Source organism: Acinetobacter sp. YH12097 (assembly GCF_013419225.1).
GTDB classification, from domain to species: domain Bacteria; phylum Pseudomonadota; class Gammaproteobacteria; order Pseudomonadales; family Moraxellaceae; genus Acinetobacter; species Acinetobacter amyesii.
In genome coordinates this window covers 39,094-59,017 of sequence record NZ_VPAN01000007.1, presented here as the reverse complement: position 1 = coordinate 59,017, position 19,924 = coordinate 39,094, and the positions used below count along the sequence as shown (strand labels likewise).

33 protein-coding genes are annotated in these 19,924 nt (G+C 42.9%); 31 read left to right on the top strand and 2 right to left on the bottom strand.

Annotated elements, in window-relative coordinates:
- Window positions 1-13: 13 nt before the first annotated feature.
- Window positions 14-1,216: a PLP-dependent transferase gene (locus tag FTU37_RS05070; RefSeq protein ID WP_180123912.1), complete on the bottom strand. Its 1,203-nt coding sequence runs from the start codon at window positions 1,214-1,216 to the stop codon at window positions 14-16.
- 158 nt (window positions 1,217-1,374) lie between these two features.
- Here FTU37_RS05070 and FTU37_RS05065 point away from each other — a divergent pair, with 158 nt between their 5' ends.
- The 31 genes from FTU37_RS05065 to FTU37_RS04915 all read left to right on the top strand — a co-directional run bounded on the left by FTU37_RS05065 (window position 1,375) and on the right by FTU37_RS04915 (window position 18,572).
- Window positions 1,375-2,112, top strand: coding sequence for a type 1 glutamine amidotransferase (locus FTU37_RS05065; protein ID WP_180008436.1), 738 nt, complete (start codon window positions 1,375-1,377; stop codon window positions 2,110-2,112).
- 268 nt (window positions 2,113-2,380) lie between these two features.
- Entirely contained in the window at window positions 2,381-2,692 is a 312-nt protein-coding gene (rpsJ, locus tag FTU37_RS05060) for a 30S ribosomal protein S10 (RefSeq protein ID WP_000070912.1), read from the top strand.
- A gap of 59 nt (window positions 2,693-2,751) precedes the next feature.
- Window positions 2,752-3,390 carry a 50S ribosomal protein L3 gene (gene rplC, locus FTU37_RS05055; protein WP_078189280.1) on the top strand — a complete coding sequence of 213 codons (639 nt, stop codon included), beginning with the start codon at window positions 2,752-2,754 and terminating at the stop codon, window positions 3,388-3,390.
- Window positions 3,391-3,401: 11 nt separating this feature from the next.
- Window positions 3,402-4,004: a 50S ribosomal protein L4 gene (rplD, locus tag FTU37_RS05050; protein ID WP_078189279.1), complete on the top strand. Its 603-nt coding sequence runs from the start codon at window positions 3,402-3,404 to the stop codon at window positions 4,002-4,004.
- Window positions 4,001-4,321, top strand: a complete 321-nt coding sequence (gene rplW, locus FTU37_RS05045) for a 50S ribosomal protein L23 (RefSeq protein ID WP_005012992.1) — start codon at window positions 4,001-4,003, stop codon at window positions 4,319-4,321. Before rplD ends, rplW begins: the two co-directional genes overlap by 4 nt.
- An 11-nt stretch (window positions 4,322-4,332) precedes the next feature.
- Window positions 4,333-5,157, top strand: coding sequence for a 50S ribosomal protein L2 (rplB, locus tag FTU37_RS05040; RefSeq protein ID WP_078189278.1), 825 nt, complete (start codon window positions 4,333-4,335; stop codon window positions 5,155-5,157).
- Window positions 5,158-5,176: 19 nt separating this feature from the next.
- On the top strand, window positions 5,177-5,452 hold the full coding sequence (rpsS, locus tag FTU37_RS05035) for a 30S ribosomal protein S19 (protein WP_004281508.1): 276 nt from the start codon (window positions 5,177-5,179) through the stop codon (window positions 5,450-5,452).
- An 11-nt stretch (window positions 5,453-5,463) separates the two neighbouring features.
- A complete protein-coding gene (gene rplV / locus FTU37_RS05030; RefSeq protein ID WP_035265103.1) occupies window positions 5,464-5,793 on the top strand; it encodes a 50S ribosomal protein L22 in 330 nt (109 codons plus the stop codon).
- A gap of 1 nt (window position 5,794) precedes the next feature.
- A complete protein-coding gene (gene rpsC, locus FTU37_RS05025; RefSeq protein ID WP_180123911.1) occupies window positions 5,795-6,547 on the top strand; it encodes a 30S ribosomal protein S3 in 753 nt (250 codons plus the stop codon).
- 3 nt (window positions 6,548-6,550) lie between these two features.
- The gene (gene rplP / locus FTU37_RS05020) at window positions 6,551-6,964 is read left to right on the top strand and encodes a 50S ribosomal protein L16 (protein WP_078189276.1); all 414 of its coding nucleotides are present in this window, start codon (window positions 6,551-6,553) and stop codon (window positions 6,962-6,964) included.
- Window positions 6,964-7,161, top strand: coding sequence for a 50S ribosomal protein L29 (gene rpmC / locus FTU37_RS05015; RefSeq protein ID WP_005012982.1), 198 nt, complete (start codon window positions 6,964-6,966; stop codon window positions 7,159-7,161). Before rplP ends, rpmC begins: the two co-directional genes overlap by 1 nt.
- Window positions 7,158-7,415 carry a 30S ribosomal protein S17 gene (rpsQ, locus tag FTU37_RS05010; RefSeq protein WP_078189275.1) on the top strand — a complete coding sequence of 86 codons (258 nt, stop codon included), beginning with the start codon at window positions 7,158-7,160 and terminating at the stop codon, window positions 7,413-7,415. Before rpmC ends, rpsQ begins: the two co-directional genes overlap by 4 nt.
- Window positions 7,416-7,504: 89 nt before the next feature.
- Window positions 7,505-7,873: a 50S ribosomal protein L14 gene (gene rplN, locus FTU37_RS05005; protein ID WP_005012978.1), complete on the top strand. Its 369-nt coding sequence runs from the start codon at window positions 7,505-7,507 to the stop codon at window positions 7,871-7,873.
- Between the two features lie 9 nt (window positions 7,874-7,882).
- Entirely contained in the window at window positions 7,883-8,200 is a 318-nt protein-coding gene (gene rplX / locus FTU37_RS05000) for a 50S ribosomal protein L24 (protein WP_078189274.1), read from the top strand.
- A gap of 15 nt (window positions 8,201-8,215) precedes the next feature.
- A complete protein-coding gene (gene rplE, locus FTU37_RS04995) occupies window positions 8,216-8,752 on the top strand; it encodes a 50S ribosomal protein L5 (protein WP_067762907.1) in 537 nt (178 codons plus the stop codon).
- Between the two features lie 9 nt (window positions 8,753-8,761).
- Entirely contained in the window at window positions 8,762-9,067 is a 306-nt protein-coding gene (gene rpsN / locus FTU37_RS04990) for a 30S ribosomal protein S14 (RefSeq protein ID WP_067762906.1), read from the top strand.
- A gap of 12 nt (window positions 9,068-9,079) precedes the next feature.
- Window positions 9,080-9,475 carry a 30S ribosomal protein S8 gene (rpsH, locus tag FTU37_RS04985; RefSeq protein WP_078189273.1) on the top strand — a complete coding sequence of 132 codons (396 nt, stop codon included), beginning with the start codon at window positions 9,080-9,082 and terminating at the stop codon, window positions 9,473-9,475.
- Between the two features lie 13 nt (window positions 9,476-9,488).
- Window positions 9,489-10,022 (top strand): 50S ribosomal protein L6, encoded by a 534-nt coding sequence (rplF, locus tag FTU37_RS04980; protein ID WP_078189272.1) that lies wholly within the window; start codon window positions 9,489-9,491, stop codon window positions 10,020-10,022.
- A gap of 14 nt (window positions 10,023-10,036) precedes the next feature.
- Entirely contained in the window at window positions 10,037-10,387 is a 351-nt protein-coding gene (gene rplR / locus FTU37_RS04975) for a 50S ribosomal protein L18 (protein ID WP_067762903.1), read from the top strand.
- Between the two features lie 2 nt (window positions 10,388-10,389).
- Window positions 10,390-10,887, top strand: a complete 498-nt coding sequence (rpsE, locus tag FTU37_RS04970) for a 30S ribosomal protein S5 (protein ID WP_067762902.1) — start codon at window positions 10,390-10,392, stop codon at window positions 10,885-10,887.
- Between the two features lie 6 nt (window positions 10,888-10,893).
- Entirely contained in the window at window positions 10,894-11,070 is a 177-nt protein-coding gene (gene rpmD / locus FTU37_RS04965; RefSeq protein WP_005012961.1) for a 50S ribosomal protein L30, read from the top strand.
- A gap of 3 nt (window positions 11,071-11,073) precedes the next feature.
- Entirely contained in the window at window positions 11,074-11,514 is a 441-nt protein-coding gene (gene rplO, locus FTU37_RS04960; RefSeq protein ID WP_078189271.1) for a 50S ribosomal protein L15, read from the top strand.
- A gap of 45 nt (window positions 11,515-11,559) precedes the next feature.
- Window positions 11,560-12,879, top strand: coding sequence for a preprotein translocase subunit SecY (gene secY, locus FTU37_RS04955; protein WP_171263746.1), 1,320 nt, complete (start codon window positions 11,560-11,562; stop codon window positions 12,877-12,879).
- A gap of 20 nt (window positions 12,880-12,899) precedes the next feature.
- Window positions 12,900-13,016 carry a 50S ribosomal protein L36 gene (rpmJ, locus tag FTU37_RS04950; RefSeq protein ID WP_000867907.1) on the top strand — a complete coding sequence of 39 codons (117 nt, stop codon included), beginning with the start codon at window positions 12,900-12,902 and terminating at the stop codon, window positions 13,014-13,016.
- 107 nt (window positions 13,017-13,123) lie between these two features.
- On the top strand, window positions 13,124-13,480 hold the full coding sequence (gene rpsM, locus FTU37_RS04945) for a 30S ribosomal protein S13 (RefSeq protein WP_078189269.1): 357 nt from the start codon (window positions 13,124-13,126) through the stop codon (window positions 13,478-13,480).
- A gap of 19 nt (window positions 13,481-13,499) precedes the next feature.
- Entirely contained in the window at window positions 13,500-13,886 is a 387-nt protein-coding gene (gene rpsK / locus FTU37_RS04940) for a 30S ribosomal protein S11 (protein ID WP_001040166.1), read from the top strand.
- A 12-nt stretch (window positions 13,887-13,898) separates the two neighbouring features.
- Window positions 13,899-14,525: a 30S ribosomal protein S4 gene (rpsD, locus tag FTU37_RS04935; protein WP_078189268.1), complete on the top strand. Its 627-nt coding sequence runs from the start codon at window positions 13,899-13,901 to the stop codon at window positions 14,523-14,525.
- A 17-nt stretch (window positions 14,526-14,542) separates the two neighbouring features.
- Entirely contained in the window at window positions 14,543-15,550 is a 1,008-nt protein-coding gene (locus FTU37_RS04930) for a DNA-directed RNA polymerase subunit alpha (RefSeq protein ID WP_004650465.1), read from the top strand.
- An 18-nt stretch (window positions 15,551-15,568) separates the two neighbouring features.
- Window positions 15,569-15,934, top strand: coding sequence for a 50S ribosomal protein L17 (gene rplQ, locus FTU37_RS04925; protein WP_005012953.1), 366 nt, complete (start codon window positions 15,569-15,571; stop codon window positions 15,932-15,934).
- Between the two features lie 216 nt (window positions 15,935-16,150).
- A complete protein-coding gene (locus FTU37_RS04920) occupies window positions 16,151-17,641 on the top strand; it encodes an NAD(P)/FAD-dependent oxidoreductase (protein ID WP_180123910.1) in 1,491 nt (496 codons plus the stop codon).
- Window positions 17,642-17,774: 133 nt separating this feature from the next.
- The gene (locus FTU37_RS04915; protein ID WP_373686277.1) at window positions 17,775-18,572 is read left to right on the top strand and encodes an alpha/beta fold hydrolase; all 798 of its coding nucleotides are present in this window, start codon (window positions 17,775-17,777) and stop codon (window positions 18,570-18,572) included.
- A 44-nt stretch (window positions 18,573-18,616) separates the two neighbouring features.
- Here FTU37_RS04915 and FTU37_RS04910 read toward each other — a convergent pair whose 3' ends face one another.
- A complete protein-coding gene (locus tag FTU37_RS04910; protein WP_180089578.1) occupies window positions 18,617-19,789 on the bottom strand; it encodes an acyl-CoA dehydrogenase family protein in 1,173 nt (390 codons plus the stop codon).
- Window positions 19,790-19,924 lie beyond the last annotated feature (135 nt).

The window sequence follows — 19,924 nt, the reverse complement described above, 5'->3', positions numbered from 1 at the left end:
GATGTTCCTGTATTTATTCGAGTTGCTGTTTATTTAAATGTTGTAGTGCATTTTCTATATCTTGTATTAAATCTGCAGGATGTTCTAGTCCTATGCAAAAGCGAACCAGTAAGCCGGCTTGAATGTGTGAATGTTCGAGTACACGCATATCTTTTAAGTTATATAGCATGACTAAACTGACTGGGCCACCCCAGCTAAAACCAAGCTTAAATAGTTTCAGCGCATCGCAAAAGCAGCGTACATCTAGCAGGCTATATTTTTTATTAAATACCACGCTGACCAAGCCTGCACTGTGTTGTTCTGTACAAATTTCTTTCCAATACTGATGTCCTGCGGAAGCTTCATCGGCTGGGTGTAAAACCTGTACAAAGGCTGGCTGTTGTTTTAGCCAATTCAATACAGTTAAAGCACTTTGTGACTGGTGTTCATAGCGCAAGCGCATAGAAGCCAGGCTGCGTTGTACTTGCGCGGCGTCATCACCAGAGATACTAATGCCTTGAATGGCGTGGGCACGAAACAGTTTGTGATGAAGTTTTTTATCTCGTGTAATTACCGAGCCCATTAAAATATCGCCACCACCACTTGGGTATTTGGTCAAGGCATGCACACTGATATCCACGCTTAGGTGTTCATTGCCAAAATCAAAAGCATTAAAGGCGATACCAGCACCCCACGTATTGTCCAGTGCAGTGAGAATGTTATGGGCTTGGGCTTTTTTGACCAAGCCGACTAAATCAGGAAACTCTAAGGTGACAGAACCCGCCGCTTCTAACCAGATAAGCTTGGCTTGCGCTGAAGGGTTAAATGAATCGACATCAATCGGGTTATAAACCTTGACCATGATGCCGTAGCGGGTTTCTAGGTTACGCAGATGTTCCATATTTGGGCCATAGATATTATCTGCGACCCAAACCTCATCCCCTTGACTTAAAAAACATGAATTGACCAAATTAATTGCAGATAAACCGCTTGGTGCGAGTAAGTGATACAAGCCACCTTCAATCTGAGCAATCTGATCCCCTAGGGTAAATGTAGTGGGCGTACCATGTGTGCCATAGCTATAGTCATAATCATCAGTCCAATGGCGATTAAATAGCGCATGTGTATTTTCGAAAATTATAGTGGATGCACGAAACAGGGGAGGTTGAACACTATTGATGTATTGCGGTGCCTTTCTTGGTGCATGAATGAGTTCAGTTTGAGGATTCTTTTTCACGTGGCGCTCTGAAATGATCAAAATAATAATGAATGTTCAAAAGAATACGACTAAAACGCATGGATTTACGATGCTTTTGTATAGAAAATTAAGTGAAAAGCAAAGTTGGCTTCATTCTTGCAAAACCGATATCAGAGCAACAACAATAGGTTTAGCGCATGAAGTCGCATTTAAAAGTACATTATTTTCAGCATATTGCTGGCGAAGGGTTCGGCAGTTGTTATGATTTTTTAAAACAGCATCAGGCCAAAATTACGGCCACAGAATTCTTTGCATTACCTGTCGATCAAGCCTTGGATCTCGAGGCTTTGCCGCATGTTGAAGATGTCGATTTACTTATCATCATGGGTGGGACCATGAGCGTAAATGATGAGGCAAATTTCCCATGGTTAAAAATAGAAAAACGATGGCTGCGACGCTATTTAGCACTCGGCAAACCCGCAATCGGGCTTTGTTTAGGCGGGCAATTGATTGCTAATGCTTTGGGTGGGGCGGTGAGCCGAAATGCACAACAAGAATTGGGTTGGACGACCATCCGTAAGGTCGCTAACGTACCGCATGACTGTTTCAAACTACCGGAAGAGTTTAAAGTCATGCAGTGGCACAGTGAAACATTTGAAATTCCGAAAGGAGCGGTATTGCTGGCGGAAAATGATGCATGTCGTAATCAAATGTATCAAATCGGGCAAAATGTTTTGGGCTTCCAATTTCATCCTGAAATTACCCCAGAAGTACTCGATTTATTTTTGGAAAATGATGAAGAAGTGGCATTTTTTTCAGGAACACATGTACAGCCAGTACATGATCTACGGAAAAGCGCAAAGAACAAATTTATTGAGGGAAATCAAATACTAAACCAAGCAATAGAGTATGTATTAAGAAAAAATGCCTATTGATTAAAAGTTAAGCAATTGATCTTGCATAAAAAATGAAAAATATAAGAAAAACAGCAAAAGAGATTTGCTTATGCATTAAACAATAGCTATAATGGGCGACCCTTTGATGAAGGGGGTTAGCTACGAATAAAGTAGTTAACATCGTGACAGTCGCGGCATCGATCGTGACCTTAGTGATATTTCACTGCTCTTGACACTTGCCTCTTTTAAAGTGGGGTGAGATGCGTCAAGGGTGATTCTTTATATATTTGGCTTGGAGTTAACTGGTATGTCTAACCAGAGAATTCGTATCCGTCTTAAGTCTTTTGATCACCGTCTAATTGATCAATCAGCTCAAGAAATCGTAGAAACAGCAAAACGTACTGGCGCACAAGTTTGTGGTCCAATCCCGATGCCTACACGTATCGAACGTTTTAACGTTTTAACATCACCACACGTTAACAAAGATGCGCGTGACCAATACGAGATCCGCACTTACAAACGTTTGATCGATATCGTTCAACCTACAGATAAAACTGTTGATGCATTGATGAAATTAGATCTTGCAGCTGGTGTTGATGTTCAGATCGCTTTGGGTTAAGGCTTTCGGTTAATTAACGCTCTAAGTTAATTAGGCCGCTTTTTTAGAGGTTTATGCACATGGCTATTGGTTTAGTCGGTCGCAAGTGCGGTATGACACGTATCTTTACAGATGCTGGTGTTTCTGTACCTGTAACAGTGATTGAGGTTGATCCTAACCGCATCACACAAATCAAAACGCTTGAAACTGATGGTTATCAAGCGATTCAAATCACTACTGGTGAACGTCGCGAATCTCGCGTAACTAACGCTCAGAAAGGTCACTTTGCGAAAGCTGGTGTTGCTGCTGGCCGTCTAGTTCAAGAATTCCGCGCTACAGAAGCTGATCTTGAAGGTCGTGAAGTTGGCGGAACTATCGGTGTGGATGTGTTCACAGTGGGTCAAATTGTTGACGTTACTGGTACATCTAAAGGTAAAGGTTTCCAGGGTGGTGTTAAGCGTTGGAACTTCCGTACTCAAGACGCTACACATGGTAACTCTGTATCTCACCGTGTTATCGGTTCTACAGGTCAAAACCAGACTCCTGGTCGCGTGTTCAAAGGCAAAAAAATGCCTGGTCATTTAGGTGCTGAACGTGTAACTACACAGGGTCTTGAAATCGTTGCTATCGACGCAGAACGTTCAGTTCTAGTTGTTAAAGGCGCGGTTCCTGGTGCTACTGGTGGCGACGTTACTGTTCGTCCTACTATCAAGGCCTGAGGGGAAATAACGTGAATTTAAATACTGTTTCCGGCTCTGCTGTTGAGTTATCTGAAGTTGCGTTTGGTCGTGATTTTAACGAAGCTCTTGTACACCAAGTTGTTACAGCTTACTTAGCTGGTGGTCGTCAAGGTTCTAAAGCGCAAAAATCACGTGCTGACGTTTCTGGCGGTGGTAAAAAACCTTTCCGTCAAAAAGGTACTGGCCGCGCTCGTGCTGGTTCTATTCGTAGCCCAATCTGGGTTGGCGGTGGTAAAACTTTTGCTGCTCGTCCACAAGACTGGTCTCAAAAAGTAAACCGTAAAATGTATCGCGGTGCTATGCAATGCATCCTGGCTGAGCTTGTTCGTCAAGATCGCCTTGTTTTAGTTGAAGAGATTGCTGTTGCAGCTCCAAAAACTAAAGAATTGCTTGCAAAACTTAACGACTTGAATGCACCTCGTGCATTAATCGTTACAGATGCTGTTGATGAGAACTTGTATCTTGCTGCTCGCAACATTCCACACGTTGATGTGGTTGATGCTGCTGCAATCGATCCAGTTAGCTTGATCGCGTTCGATAAAGTTGTTATGTCTGTTGCTGCTGCTAAGAAAATTGAGGTAGAACTCGGATGAACAACGAACGTATCTATCAAGTCCTACAAGGACCTGTATTCTCAGAAAAAGCACAAGTTTTAGGCGAAACTGCTGGTGTTCAAGTGTTCAAAGTTGCACTAGATGCAAACAAACTTGAAATCAAAAAAGCTGTTGAGCAACTATTTGGTGTTCAAGTTGTTAAAGTTAACACAACGATCACTAAAGGTAAGACTAAACGCTTTGGTAAAACATTAGGACGTCGTTCTGATGTTAAAAAAGCATACGTCACCCTGAAAGCTGGCCAAGATGTTGAAATGGCTGACTTGGGCGATACCGCTGAAAACGCAGCGGAATAAGGACGAAAATTATGCCGATTCAAAAATGTAAGCCAACGTCTCCAGGACGTCGCTTTGTAGAGAAAGTGGTTCATAACCACCTTCACAAAGGCGCGCCATATGCTCCGTTGGTTGAAGCTAAAAAACGTACTGGCGGTCGTAATAACAACGGTCACATTACAACTCGTCACGTTGGTGGTGGTCATAAACAGCACTACCGTATCGTAGACTTCAAACGTAACAAAGACAGCATCCCTGCTGTAGTTGAGCGTATTGAATACGATCCAAACCGTACAGCTCATATTGCTTTATTGAAATATGCTGACGGTGAACGTCGCTATATTATTGCACCTAAAGGCCTTCGCGCTGGTGATCAAGTTCAATCTGGTAACGATGCTCCAATCCGTCCAGGTAACTGCTTGCCACTTCGCAACATGCCTATCGGTTCTACTCTTCACAACATCGAGCTTAAAATCGGTAAAGGCGCACAATTAGTACGTTCTGCTGGTACATCTGCTCAATTGTTGGGTCGTGACGGTTCTTACGCTATCATTCGTCTTCGTTCAGGCGAAATGCGTAAAGTACACGTTGAATGCCGTGCTGTGTTAGGTGAAGTTTCTAACTCAGAAAGCAACCTTCGTTCACTTGGTAAAGCAGGTGCATCACGCTGGCGTGGCGTTCGTCCTACCGTACGTGGTATGGCGATGAACCCAGTAGACCATCCACATGGTGGTGGTGAAGGACGTAACAAAGGTATTCAACCTGTAAGTCCATGGGGTCAAAAAGCTAAAGGGTACAAAACACGTACCAACAAGCGTACGACTAAGATGATCATTCGCGACCGTCGCGTTAAGTAACAAGTAAAGGAATCTGACAATGCCTCGTTCTCTGAAAAAAGGCCCATTCGTCGATGCGCACTTGTTCGCTAAGGTTGAAGCGGCTATCGCGGCTAATAACCGTAAGCCGATCAAAACTTGGTCGCGTCGTTCGATGATCTTACCGGATTTTGTTGGTCTAACAATTTCTGTACACAATGGCCGTAACCATGTTCCAGTGATTGTATCTGAGCATATGGTTGGTCATAAATTAGGTGAATTCGCGCCAACTCGTACCTATCGTGGTCACGGTGTTGACAAGAAGTCTAAACGTTAATAGGTGCTATGATGGAAGTAACTGCTAAATTACGCGGTGCCGCTATCTCGGCACAAAAAGCACGTTTGGTTGCAGACCTAATTCGCGGCAAATCTGTTGCGCATGCTTTAAATATCTTAAACTTCAGCAACAAAAAAGCTGCAGTTTTAGTTAAAAAAGCATTGGAATCTGCGATTGCAAACGCTGAACACAATAACAGTTTAGATGTAGACGACCTTAAAGTTTCTACGATCTACGTTGATGAAGGCATGAGCCTGAAACGTATTTTGCCACGTGCTAAAGGCCGTGCAGATCGTATTACTAAGCGTACTTGTCACATTACCGTTAAGGTAGGGGTTTGATATGGGTCAGAAGGTTCATCCAATCGGTATCCGCCTAGGTGTTGTGAAACGTCATAACGCTAACTGGTATGCGAATCCGAAACAATATGCTGAATATTTGCTAAAAGATCTTCAAGTTCGTGAGTTTTTAACTAAAAAACTTAAGAATGCGATGGTAAGCAATATTCTTATCGAACGCCCTACAGGCGCAGCTAAAGTAACTATTAGCACTGCACGTCCTGGTATCGTGATCGGTAAAAAAGGCGAAGACATTGAGAAATTACAACGCGAATTAACAGCCATTATGGGTGTTCCTGCGCAAGTAAGTATCAACGAAATCGATCGCCCAGATTTAGACGCTCGTTTAGTTGCTGAAGCAATCGCTTCTCAATTAGAAAAACGTGTAATGTTCCGTCGTGCTATGAAGCGTGCGGTTCAAAACTCTATGCGTGCTGGTGCTAAAGGTATCAAAGTAGAAGTTTCAGGCCGTCTAGGTGGTGCTGAGATTGCTCGTACTGAATGGTATCGTGAAGGTCGTGTACCTCTTCATACTCTTCGTGCTGACATCGACTATGCTACTATGCGTGCTGAGACTACTTACGGTACGATCGGCGTTAAAGTATGGATCTTCCGTGGTGAGATCTTGGGTGGCATGAAACAAGTCATGAGCCCAGCTCCAGCTGAAGAACGTCCAGCTAAACGTGGTCGTGGTCGTGGTGAAGGTCAAGAGCGTCGTGGTCGTCGCAATGATCGTTCTGCTGAAAAAGGAGAATAATCCATGTTACAACCTAAACGTACTAAATTCCGTAAAGTGCAAAAAGGCCGTAACACTGGTCTAGCACATCGCGGTAGCTCAGTATCTTTTGGTACTATTGCACTTAAATCAATTGAACGTGGTCAAATGACTGCACGTCAAATTGAAGCAGCGCGTCGTACAATCAGCCGTCGTATTAAACGTGGTGGTAAGATCTTTATCCGTGTTTTCCCAGACAAACCAATTACTGAAAAACCATTAGAAGTTCGTATGGGTAAAGGTAAGGGTTCTGTGGAATACTGGGTTTGCCAAATCAAACCAGGTAAAGTCTTGTACGAAATTGATGGTGTTAACGAAGAACTTGCTCGCGAAGCGTTTACGCTTGCTGCTGCAAAACTTCCGTTTAAAACCACTATCGTGACTCGGACGGTAATGTAATGAAAACTAATGATCTACGTGAAAAGTCGGTAGAAGAGTTGACAGCTTTGCTTGATGAGCAACAGCTTAACCAATTCCGTCTTCGTATGGCGAAAGCAACTGGTCAATTGGGTAAATCGCACGAAGTTGCACTTACTCGTAAAACTATTGCTCGTATTAAGACACTCCTAACCGAAAAACAGGGGAACGGACAATGAGTGAACAAACAGTTCGCACGTTAACCGGTAAAGTAGTTAGCGACAAGATGGACAAGTCTATCGTTGTTCTTATCGAACGCCGCGTTCAACACCCGTTGTATGGCAAATCAATCCGCCGTTCAACTAAATTACACGCTCATGATGAAAACAATGTTGCTAAAGTTGGCGACGTAGTAAGCATCAAAGAAAGCCGCCCAATTTCTAAAACTAAGTCTTGGACTTTAGTTGAAGTTGTTGAAGCTGCTGCTGAGTAATTAAACGTTCTTGCATCATCGGTCAATTTCGAGTACTCTTTGAGCCTTTCGAAATTGCGACCGGTGATGCTCGGTTTTGGAGTAGGGCAATGATTCAAACCGAAAGTATGCTCGACGTAGCAGACAACAGTGGTGCTCGCCGCGTACAATGTATTAAAGTACTTGGTGGTTCACATCGTCGTTATGCTTCTGTTGGCGACATTATTAAAGTTACTGTAAAAGAAGCTATTCCACGTGCACGTGTTAAAAAAGGTGACGTGATGAATGCTGTAGTTGTACGTACAAAATTCGGCATCCGTCGTGCAGATGGTTCAGTTATTCGTTTCGACGATAACGCAGCTGTTATTTTGAACAACAACAAAGCGCCGATTGCAACTCGTATTTTCGGACCAGTGACTCGTGAACTTCGTACTGAACAGTTCATGAAAATTATTTCATTGGCTCCTGAAGTTCTATAAGAGGCACTCATGGCTAAGATTAAAAAGGGCGATCAAGTAATTGTGATCGCAGGTAAAGAAAAAGGCAAACAAGGTACTGTTTTGTCTGTTTCAAATGACCGTGTTAAGGTTGAAGGCCTTAACTTGGTAACGAAGCATCAAAAGCCTAACCGAGCTACTGGCGCTGAAGGCGGCATCGTAACTCAAGAAGCTGAGCTTCATATCTCTAACGTGGCAATTTTTAATGCTACAACCCAAAAGGCTGACCGTGTTGGTTACCAAGTGATTGAAGGCGTGAAAACTCGCGTATTCAAATCTAATGGTGAATCAGTGGCGGTAGCGAAGTAATAGGTTGACTAGGCAATGGCCAGACTTAAAACGCGTTACAACGACGAACTTAAGGCTCAATTAAAAGAAACATTGGGCGTTAAGAATGTGATGGATATCCCTCGCATTACAAAAATCACCATCAATATGGGTGTTGGTGCTGCATCAGCTGACAAGAAATTGTTAGATGGCGCTCTTTCTGATATGCAAGCAATTGCTGGTCAAAAACCAGTACTTACTTTAGCTCGTAAATCTATCGCTGGTTTCAAAATCCGTGATGGTTGGCCGATCGGCTGTAAAGTTACTTTACGCGGCGAACGTATGTACGAATTCTTAGACCGTTTGATCTCTATCGCGATCCCTCGTATCCGTGACTTCCGTGGTTTCTCTGCGAAATCATTCGATGGTCGTGGTAACTACTCAATGGGTCTTAAGGAACAAATCATGTTCCCTGAAATCGATTTTGATAAGATTGATCGTATTCGTGGTATGGACATTACCATCACTACGACTGCTCGCACCGATGACGAAGGCCGTGCGCTTATGCGTGCATTCGGCTTCCCGTTCAAATAAGAGGTCGATATGGCTAAGAAAGGTATGATTAATCGCGAATTGAAACGCGAAGCTACTGTTGCTAAATACGCTGCGAAACGTGCTGAATTAAAAGCAATTATCGCAAACGTAAATGCATCAGACGAAGAACGTTTCGAAGCGATGATGAAATTTCAAGCATTACCACGTAATGCGTCTCCAGTACGTCTACGTAACCGTTGTGGTTTAACTGGTCGTCCTCATGGTTACTTCCGTAAGTTCGGTTTAAGCCGTAACAAATTACGTGAAACAGTAATGCAAGGTGATGTACCGGGCGTTGTTAAGGCAAGCTGGTAAGGAGCACTATAAATGAGTATGCAAGATACCGTTGCCGACATGCTAACACGTGTTCGTAACGCACAAATGGCAAAGAAACAAACTGTTTCTATGCCAAACTCAAAGTTGAAAGTTGCGATTGCTAACGTACTTCAACAAGAAGGTTATATCGCTGATGTAGCTGTTGCTGACAATGAAGGCAAAGCAACTTTAACGATTACTTTAAAATATTTCGAAGGCAAACCAGTTATTGATACTGTGAAACGCGTAAGCCGTCCTGGTCTACGTCAATATCGCGGTAAAGATGCACTTCCTAGCGTTAAGCAAGGTTTAGGTATTGCAATTGTTTCTACAAGCAAAGGCATCATGACTGATCGCGCTGCACGTGCAGCAGGTATCGGTGGTGAAGTTATTGCTTTTGTTTCTTAATAGGTGATTCCTCATGTCTCGTGTGGCTAAAGCCCCAGTAACTGTACCTAACGGTGTTACAGTTACTCAGAACGGCCGGCAGGTCGAAGTGAAAGGCAGCAAAGGTACATTGTCTTTCAACCTGCATGCGCTGGTCGAGCTAAAACAGGAAGACGGTACTCTAGTTATTGCTCCTAAAGCTGAATCTAAAGATGCTTGGATGCAAGCTGGTACTGCTCGCGCTGTGCTTAACAACCTTGTAAAAGGTGTTAACGAAGGTTTCGAACGTAAGTTACAGCTTATCGGTGTTGGTTATAAAGCTGCGGTTAAAGGTAACATTGTTAACCTTAACCTTGGTTTCTCTCACCCGATCGACTACAACCTTCCTGAAGGTGTAACTGCAGAAACTCCTACTGCAACTGAAATTGTACTTAAATCAGCTGATAAAGCTAAATTAGGTCAAGTTGCTGCAGAAATCCGTGGTTACCGTCCGCCAGAGCCTTATAAAGGTAAAGGTGTTCGTTATTCTGACGAAGTTGTACTTCGTAAAGAAGCTAAGAAGAAATAAGGCGCGAGGTTCTTATGAACGAAAAGAAACAATCCCGTTTGCGTCGTGCGAAAAGCACACGCTTGCACATCCGTGCATTGGGTGCGACTCGTTTGTGTGTAAACCGCACTCCGCGTCACATCTATGCTCAAGTTATCTCTGCAGATGGTGGCAAAGTATTAGCGCAAGCTTCTACTTTAGACGCTACTCTACGTGCTGGTACTACTGGTAACGTTGAATCGGCTCAGAAAGTTGGTGCTTTAATTGCAGAACGTGCTAAAGCGGCTGGTGTAACTAAAGTTGCATTTGACCGTTCTGGTTTCAAATATCATGGTCGTATCAAAGCCTTGGCTGATGCTGCTCGTGAAAACGGCTTGGAGTTCTAATCATGGCTAAAGTTGAACAAAACGAAGGTCTTGTTGAAAAGCTGGTTGCCGTTGATCGTGTAGCCAAAGTTGTTAAGGGTGGTCGTATCTTCTCTTTCACAGCATTAACTGTTGTGGGTGATGGTAATGGTCGCGTAGGTTTTGGTCGTGGTAAAGCACGTGAAGTTCCAGCTGCTATTTCTAAAGCACTTGAAGCTGCTCGTCGCAACATGATTACTGTTGACCTTGTTGACGGTACTGTTCAGCACCCTATCAATGCTCGTCACGGTGCAAGCCGCGTTTACATGCAACCTGCTTCTGAAGGTACTGGTGTAATTGCTGGTGGCGCTATGCGTGCAGTTTTAGAAGCTGTAGGTGTACGTAACGTATTAACTAAGTGTTATGGTTCTACTAACGCTGCTAACGTAGTAAACGCAACTTTTAACGGTTTGCGTGATATGACTTCTCCTGAGAAAGTTGCTGCGAAACGTGGTTTATCAGTAGCACAAATTCAAGGGTAATCAATCATGAAAACGATTAAAGTTACCCAGACTAAATCTTCATCGCATCGCTTGAAAAATCACAAGCTTAGCCTTAAAGGTTTAGGTCTGCGTCGTATTGGTCATACAGTTGAAGTGCAAGATACGCCTTCTAACCGTGGTATGATCAACCAAGTTTACTATATGGTTAGTGTAGAGGAATAAGCCATGACTCTGCGTTTAAATACAATTGCACCTGCAGAAGGTGCTAAGCGTGACAACCTTCGTTTAGGTCGTGGTATCGGTTCTGGCGTTGGTAAGACTGGTGGCCGTGGTGTCAAAGGTCAAAACTCACGTAAGAGCGGTGGTACACGTCCTGGTTTCGAAGGTGGTCAAACTGCGTTATATCGTCGTTTACCTAAATTCGGTTTCACTAGCCAAATGGCTTTGAAAACTGCTGAAGTACGTTTATCAGAACTTGCTAAAGTTGAAGGCGACATCGTGTCTCTTGAAACTTTAAAAGCTGCTAACGTTGTACGTAAAGATATGTTGCGTGCACGCATCGTACTTTCTGGTGAAATTACTCGTGCATTCACTGTTCAAGGTGTTGCATTGACTAAAGGCGCTAAAGCTGCTGTTGAAGCTGCTGGCGGTAAAGTCGAGGAGTAATCCCCAGTGTCTATGACTCCTAGTTCGACAGGTCATGTTAACATGATGAAAGGCCAACCTTTTCATGTGAAATATCGTGAAATTATTCGCCGTATGATGTTCCTCATCGGGGCGTTGTTGGTTTTTCGACTGGGAGCACATATTCCAGTACCGGGCATTAACAATGCCGCACTAGAGAATCTGTTTAATGCAAACCAAGGTACGATCCTTGGTTTGTTTAACATGTTCTCAGGTGGTGCATTAGAGCGTATGTCAATTCTTGCTCTTGGGATTATGCCGTATATCTCTGCATCGATTATCGTGCAGTTAATGTCTACGGTTGTTCCTTCGCTGGAAGCTTTAAAGAAAGAAGGCGAACAAGGTAAGCGTAAGATCAATCAATATACGCGACAAGGCACATTGTTTCTTGCACTTGTGCAAGCCGTTGGGATGTGTGCAGGTCTGATTAGTCAAAATATTACTTTGACTAGTGGACTTGCTTTTTACGTTCCTGCTGTAACTTCTTTGGTTGCAGGTACAATGTTCCTGATGTGGTTAGGTGAGCAAATTACTGAGCGTGGAGTAGGGAATGGTATTTCCATGATCATCTTCGCTGGTATCGTTGCTGGTTTGCCGAACTTGGTTCTGCAATCTTTAACCTCAGTAGATAATGGCCAATCAAGTTTAATTGGTCTTGCAATCTTTGCATTGCTATCTGTTGCAGTGTTAGCAGCAATTGTGTTTATTGAGAAGGCGCAGCGTCGCATTCCAGTAAACTATGCTCAAAAACAGCAAGGTCGTCGTGTATTTACTGCTCAGCAAACACATTTGCCATTAAAAATTAATATGGCGGGTGTGATTCCTGCAATTTTTGCGAGTTCATTGCTATTGTTCCCAGCGAGCTTAGGGCAATGGGTTGGCAGTGCAGACCCAAATGCTGGCGTGATTAAACGTGGCCTACAAGATTTGGCACTCGTATTGTCGCCGGGTCAACCGATGTATTTGGTGCTATTTGGTGCATTAATTATCTTCTTCTGTTACTTCTATACTGCGCTAGTATTTAGTCCGAAAGAAGTGTCAGAGAATTTAAAACGTAGTGGTGCTTATGTACCGGGTATTCGTCCTGGTGAGCAAACTGCACGCTATTTAGATCATATTTTGAATCGTTTGACTTTTATTGGCGCGGTTTATATCACAATCATCTGTTTAATGCCGATGATTCTACAAAGCTCATTTGGTATTCCATTTAGCTTAGGTGGTACGTCTTTACTGATCGTAGTGGTGGTGGTGATGGACTTTATGGCTCAGCTCCAAGCTCATCTCACATCGCATCAATATGACAATCAATCGTTAATGCGTAAAACGACTGCTCATCCGAAAGGATAAGCGCACTTAGAGGTTTCATTATGAAAGTTCAAGCTTCTGTAAAGAAAATTTGTGGTAGCTGTAAAGTTATCCGTCGTAATGGGGTTATTCGCGTAATTTGCAGCGCAGAACCTCGTCATAAGCAGCGTCAAGGTTAATCTGATCAAGACCTGTTGATTTCAGTAGGCTAATTAGGTTATTATCCGCCCCTCAAAGATTTTGTCGGGCGGTTGATTATCTTAACTGCCTTTTTGGAGAAAATTGAATGGCTCGTATTGCCGGTGTAAACATTCCGGATAACAAGCATGCTGTTATCTCTCTAACGTACATTTTTGGTATTGGTCGCCACACTGCAAAAGCTATCTTAGCTGCTGCTGGTATTGCACCAACAACTAAAATTCGTGAATTAGATGACGCTCAGCTTGATGCGATTCGTGCAGAAGTTACTAAGGTTCCTACCGAAGGTGATTTACGTCGCGAAATTTCCATGAACATTAAACGTTTAATGGATTTAGGCTGCTACCGCGGTCTTCGTCATCGTCGCAGCTTGCCTGTCCGTGGTCAACGCACCAAAACTAACGCACGTACCCGTAAAGGTCCGCGCAAACCTATTAAGAAATAAGATTTCTGGAAGCTAAAAGATGGCTAAAGATACTCGCACACGCAAGAAGGTCACTCGTACCGTCTCTGAAGGTGTTGCACACATTCACGCTTCTTTTAATAACACCATTGTGACTATTACCGATCGTCAAGGTAATGCACTGGCTTGGGCTACCTCTGGTGGACAAGGCTTCCGTGGATCACGTAAATCAACTCCGTTTGCTGCTCAGGTAGCTGCTGAAGTTGCTGGTAAAGCTGCTTTAGATTACGGTTTGAAAAACTTGGACGTCCTTGTAAAAGGTCCTGGTCCAGGTCGTGAATCTGCGGTTCGTGCTTTAGGTGCAGTGGGTTATAAAATTAACAGCATTACCGATGTGACGCCAATCCCGCACAACGGTTGCCGTCCACCTAAAAAACGTCGCGTGTAAGGAGAAACATTCATGGCTCGTTATATTGGTCCAAAATGCAAACTCTCTCGCCGCGAAGGGACAGACCTGCAATTAAAATCTGGCGTTAAACCATTTGACGTCAAAACAAAAAAAGCTGCTAAAGCACCTGGCCAACATGGTGGCGCTCGTGGCGGCAAACAATCTGAGTACTCACTACAATTACGTGAAAAACAAAAAGTACGTCGTATGTACGGTGTTTTAGAGCGTCAATTTAGTAACTACTACAAAGAAGCTGCTCGTGTTAAAGGCGCAACAGGTGAAAACTTGTTGAAACTTCTTGAAAGCCGTCTAGATAACGTTGTTTATCGCATGGGTTTTGGTTCTACACGTGCAGAAGCTCGTCAGCTTGTATCTCACCGTTCAATCACTTTAAATGGTCGTCGTGTTAACATCGCGTCTATCCAAGTTAAAGCTGGTGACGTTGTTGCAGTTCACGAAGGTGCTAAACAACAATTGCGTATCAAAAACGCAGTTGAGTTAGCGACTCAACGTGGCATTCCAGCTTGGATTGAAATTGATCATTCTAAATTGGAAGGTACGTTCAAAGCTGCACCAGATCGTTCTGATTTACCTGCTGAAATCAACGAAAGCTTGATTGTAGAATTGTATTCTAAATAATCCTTGAGGTAGCAATAATGACGCGTACTGCAAATGAGTTTCTAACTCCGCAAGCGATCAAGGTCGAAGCGGCAAGCGGGACCTCGGCAAAAGTTATTCTAGAACCATTAGAGCGTGGCTTTGGTCATACTCTTGGTAATGCTTTACGTCGTATCCTTTTGTCTTCTTTACCTGGCGCAGCCGTGGTTGAAGTAGAGATTGAAGGTGTCGAGCACGAGTACAGTACTTTGGAAGGCTTGCAGCAGGACATCGTCGAGCTCTTGCTGAACCTAAAAGGATTGTCTATTAAGCTGTTCGATCAAAATGAAGCTTATCTGACATTGGAAAAACAAGGTCCTGGCGACGTTACAGCCGCTGACCTTCGTTTACCACACAATGTTGAAGTGGTTAACCCTGAACACTTGATCGGTACTTTAAGTGCTTCTGGCTCATTAAAAATGCGCCTGAAAGTTTCTCAAGGTCGTGGTTATGAGACTTCTGATTCACGCTTCCCTGAAGGCGAAACTCGCCCAGTGGGTCGTTTACAATTAGATGCTTCTTACAGCCCAATCAAACGTGTGTCTTACACAGTGGAAAACGCTCGTGTAGAACAACGTACTGACCTTGATAAATTGATCATTGATCTTGAAACCAACGGTACTGTTGATCCTGAAGAAGCAATCCGCAAAGCGGCAACAATCTTGCAACAACAAATTGCAATTTTTGTTGATCTTCAGAAAGATCAAGCACCAGTTGCTCAAGAACCTCGTGAAGAAGTTGATCCGATTTTGCTTCGTCCAGTAGATGATCTAGAGCTTACTGTTCGTTCTGCTAACTGTTTGAAAGCAGAAAATATTTACTACATTGGCGATCTTGTTCAACGTACTGAAGTTGAGTTGCTTAAAACTCCTAACTTAGGTAAAAAATCGTTGACTGAGATTAAAGATGTTCTGGCATCGAAAGGCTTGCAATTGGGCATGCGTTTAGAGAACTGGCCACCGGCTAGCCTCCGCATGGACGATCGCTTTGCTTATCGTAGCCGTTAATTAAGTAGGACTATCACCATGCGTCATCGTAATAGTGGTGTGAAATTAGGCCGTACAAGCAGTCATCGTAAAGCGATGTTCCAAAACATGGCTAATTCTTTGTTCGAACACGAGTTAATTAAAACTACTGTTCCTAAAGCAAAAGAATTACGTCGTGTTGCTGAGCCTTTAATCACTTTAGCTAAAGTCGATTCTGTAGCAAACCGTCGTTTAGCGTTTGCTCGTACTCGTTCAGCTGCAACTGTTGGTAAATTATTTACCGTTCTTGGCCCTCGTTACAAAGAACGTAACGGCGGTTATCTACGTGTTCTTAAAGCGGGCTTCCGTGCAGGTGATGCTGCACCGATGGCTTACGTTGAGCTAGTAGATCGCGAAGTTAACTAATTTCGTGAAGAGCAGCGTACGTTGTTCTAAAAAAGGTCGGTTTTTAACCGACCTTTTTTAATGCCTGCAGTTTTGTATTGGCTGTATATTGTTAGACAATAATTCAATTTGTCCTTAAAAGATAAAAATAAATCGCCTTTTGCTTAAACTTGACATTGTGCATTGTCAAAAATGTGATTTAATAAATATAAATCTAAGATAGGTTAAAAGAACAACATGGAAAAACAAGTTGATATTCTCATTGTAGGTGCAGGGATCTCTGGTGTAGGTTTGGCTGCTCATCTTTCAAAAAATTGTCCAAATCGTTCATTTGAAATTATTGAACGACGTGAAAGTTTCGGTGGTACATGGGATCTTTTTAAATATCCGGGTATTCGTTCTGATTCGGATATGTCAACTTTTGGCTTCAATTTTAAGCCGTGGAAAAAATCTAGTGTGCTTGCTGATGGGTCTTCGATTAAAGGCTATCTTTCTGAAGTGATTGATGAATATAAGATTAAAGAAAAAATTCATTTTCAGCACCGTGTTGTGAGTGCGAACTACGATTCACAAACTCGTAAATGGTCTGTTGTTATTGAAGATTCGAAGAAGAAACAACAAACCTGGGTTGCAAACTTCGTCTTTGGCTGTACGGGTTATTATAATTATGACCAAGGTTTCCAACCTGAGTTTAAAGGGCAGGAAAACTTTAAAGGTACCTTCATTCATCCACAACATTGGCCTGAAAATTTTAATTATGCAGGCAAAAAAGTGGTGATTATTGGTAGTGGCGCAACAGCAATTACCCTTGTGCCAGCTATGGCAAAAGGCGGTGCAGGGCATGTGACTATGCTACAGCGCTCTCCGACCTATATTGCCTCAGTACCTTCTATTGACATCATTTACGACAAAATGCGTAAAGTATTACCTGAAGATGTTGCTTATAAACTGACCCGAGCACGAAATATCGGTGTCCAACGGACTGTTTATGCTGTTGCACAAAAGCAACCTAAATTACTCCGTAAATTTTTATTAAAATCAATTGAGTTGCAGTTGAAAGGTAAAGTGGATATGAAGCACTTTACCCCAGATTACAATCCTTGGGATCAGCGCCTTTGTGTGGTGCCAGATGGTGATTTGTTTAAAATTTTACGCGAAGGCCGTGCATCTGTTGAAACCGATCAAATTGAAAGTTTTACTGAAAATGGCATTCAATTGAAATCAGGTAAACATCTTGATGCAGACGTGGTGATTTCAGCTACAGGTCTCAACATTCAAATTTTAGGTGGCATCAGTGCCACAATCGATGGTCAGCCATTAAATACCTCTAAGCATATGCTGTACCGTGGTGTCATGGTCAGTGATGTACCAAATATGGCGATGATTATTGGCTATATTAATGCTTCATGGACATTAAAAGTCGATATTGCTTCTGAATACATCTGTAAATTGATTAACTATATGGATCAAAATGGTTATAACCAAGTGATTCCACAAGGCGATGCGACCGAGTTGTTAGAAGATACAGTAATGGGAAGCTTGACTTCAGGCTATATTGCACGTGCAGCAGATGTGATGCCAAAACAGGGTAAACATGCACCGTGGAAAGTCAGCAATAACTATTTGGCAGATCGTAAAGAATTAAAGCATGCTTCATTTGAAGATGGGGTGCTGAAATTTGAAAAAAAGTCTGATCAACTAGCGGCTAAACCCAGATTAGTTTCTTAAGTCAGTTACATAAAAAAGGAGCATCATGCTCCTTTTTTTTGCTTTAGATATGTGACTTTAGGGTTTTATTTGATGCGCATTATTTGTTGAAAAATATATCATGTTGAAATAAGGAAAAGCACACAGGGTTAATGTGAATATTCAAGAACATTCAGAATTTATAAAATTAAATGCTTATGAGCTATATACCAAAGCTTGGCAGCCTGAAACTACGGATAAAGATGCAACTTTGGCTCCGATTATATTGATGCATGATTCACTAGGCAGTGTTGATTTGTGGCGTGATTTTCCTGCGCAATTGGCTGCTGAGTCTTGCAGAACGGTGATTGCCTATGATCGGTTGGGCTTCGGGAAATCATCAGCGAACCCTGATCCATTAAGTACTGATTTTGTCTATGCCGAAGCACAGCGAAGCTTTAGGGCGCTTCTTCAACATTATTCCATTCAACAGTTTATTGTTATGGGGCATAGTGTCGGTGGGGGAATGGCAGTCGTCATTGCAACTGAATATCAAGAACAATGTCGAGCTCTGATTACCATAGCTGCGCAGTATGAAGTAGAAGAACTGACATTATCGGGTATACGTGAAGCCAAAACAGGTTTTGCGCAGCCGGGACAGCTTGAACGCTTGGCTAAATACCATGGGGATAAAGCCCAATGGGTTTTGGATGCTTGGACGGAAACTTGGCTCTCACCGAGTTTCCGTCAATGGAACCTCGAGCATTATGTTGGAAAAGTACAGTGTCCAAGCTTGGTTATTCACGGAGAACTGGATGAATACGGGACGACAGCACAAGCTCAGAAACTTTTTTCGGGTATACAAGCTGATGCTGAGCTAGAGATTTTGGAAGGGCTTCATCACATGCCGCACAAAGAGCAACCCGCATTGGTCACTGCAATGATCTGTGATTTTGTGAATGATTTAAGTTGATATCGAAAGAATGAAACAAGCCCATCAGATGATGGGCTTTGTTGTTATAAAGAGCGGGAAATTAGCTCTTTCATAATTTCATTGGTACCGGCATAGATACGGTTGGCACGGTTGTCGATATAAGCCCGTGCAATTGGATATTCAAGCATATAGCCATAGCCGCCATGCAACTGCAGACATTCATCCACGACTTTGGAGAACATTTCTGAAATTTTGTATTTAGCAGCTGCGGCTGCGTCAATACCGAGCTGTTCCTCAAGTTGCAGCTCCATACAACGGTCTAGATAAGTTCGACAAAAATCGATTTCAGTGCGTAGCTCTGCCAATTTAAAACGGGTGTTTTGGAAACTAGATACGGTCTTGCCAAATGCCTTACGCTCTTTGGTGTATTGAACAGTGTGCGCAAAGGCTGCTTCTGCACCGGCTTGGCAAATAATCGCGACCAACATACGTTCCCAAGCCAATTCCTTCATCAGCATCATAAAGCCCATACCTTGCATGCCAAGTAAGTTGCTTTTAGGGACGCGGACATTGTCAAAGAACAGTTCACAGGTATCCTGACCTTTCATGCCAATTTTATTTAAAGGTTTGCCTTTGCTAAAACCGACGCGATCTGCCTCGACGATAATTAGCGATAAATTAGCTGAACCTTTTTCACTATTACCTGTCTTGCAGACCACAATTGCCATGTCACATAAATAGCCATTGGTGATAAAGATTTTTGACCCATTAATAATATAGTCATCGCCATCTTCTGTAGCGGTTGTGCGTACCGCTTGTAGGTCTGAACCTGTGCCCGGTTCGGTCATTGCAATGGCAGTCACGGTTTCGCCAGAAGCCATTTTCGGCAGCCAATGCAGCTTTTGTTCTTCATTGCCAAAGTTATGAATATAATTGGCCACAATGTCGGAATGCAGTGAAAAGCCAGTAGAGGAGTCCATAGCATAGGCCTGCTCTTCAATCAGAATCATGCTATAGAGTCGGTCTACACCATAGCCACCGTAAGCTTCGGGCATGGTCGGGCAAAGTAAGCCCATGGCACCGGCTTTATTCCATAAGTCACGGTCAACGTGTTGCTGATTTTCGTATTTTTCGATATTAGGTATGACTTCTTTTTCATAAAATTTTCGTACTGTTTCACGAAATGCATCATGTTCTGCATTAAATAATTGACGTGGCAGCATGTTGTTGAGTGGGCGAATCGCTCCAGATTGCATTTTGAATATCCTATTCATTTTTATGGCTTTGTCTTCAACTTATAAGATGCAGCGTGTGACTGCAATGTGCAGAACATTCAAAAGCAAGAATTGCGATGAAGCATTCGGTCAATCTTTGAAAACACTCCACTTCAA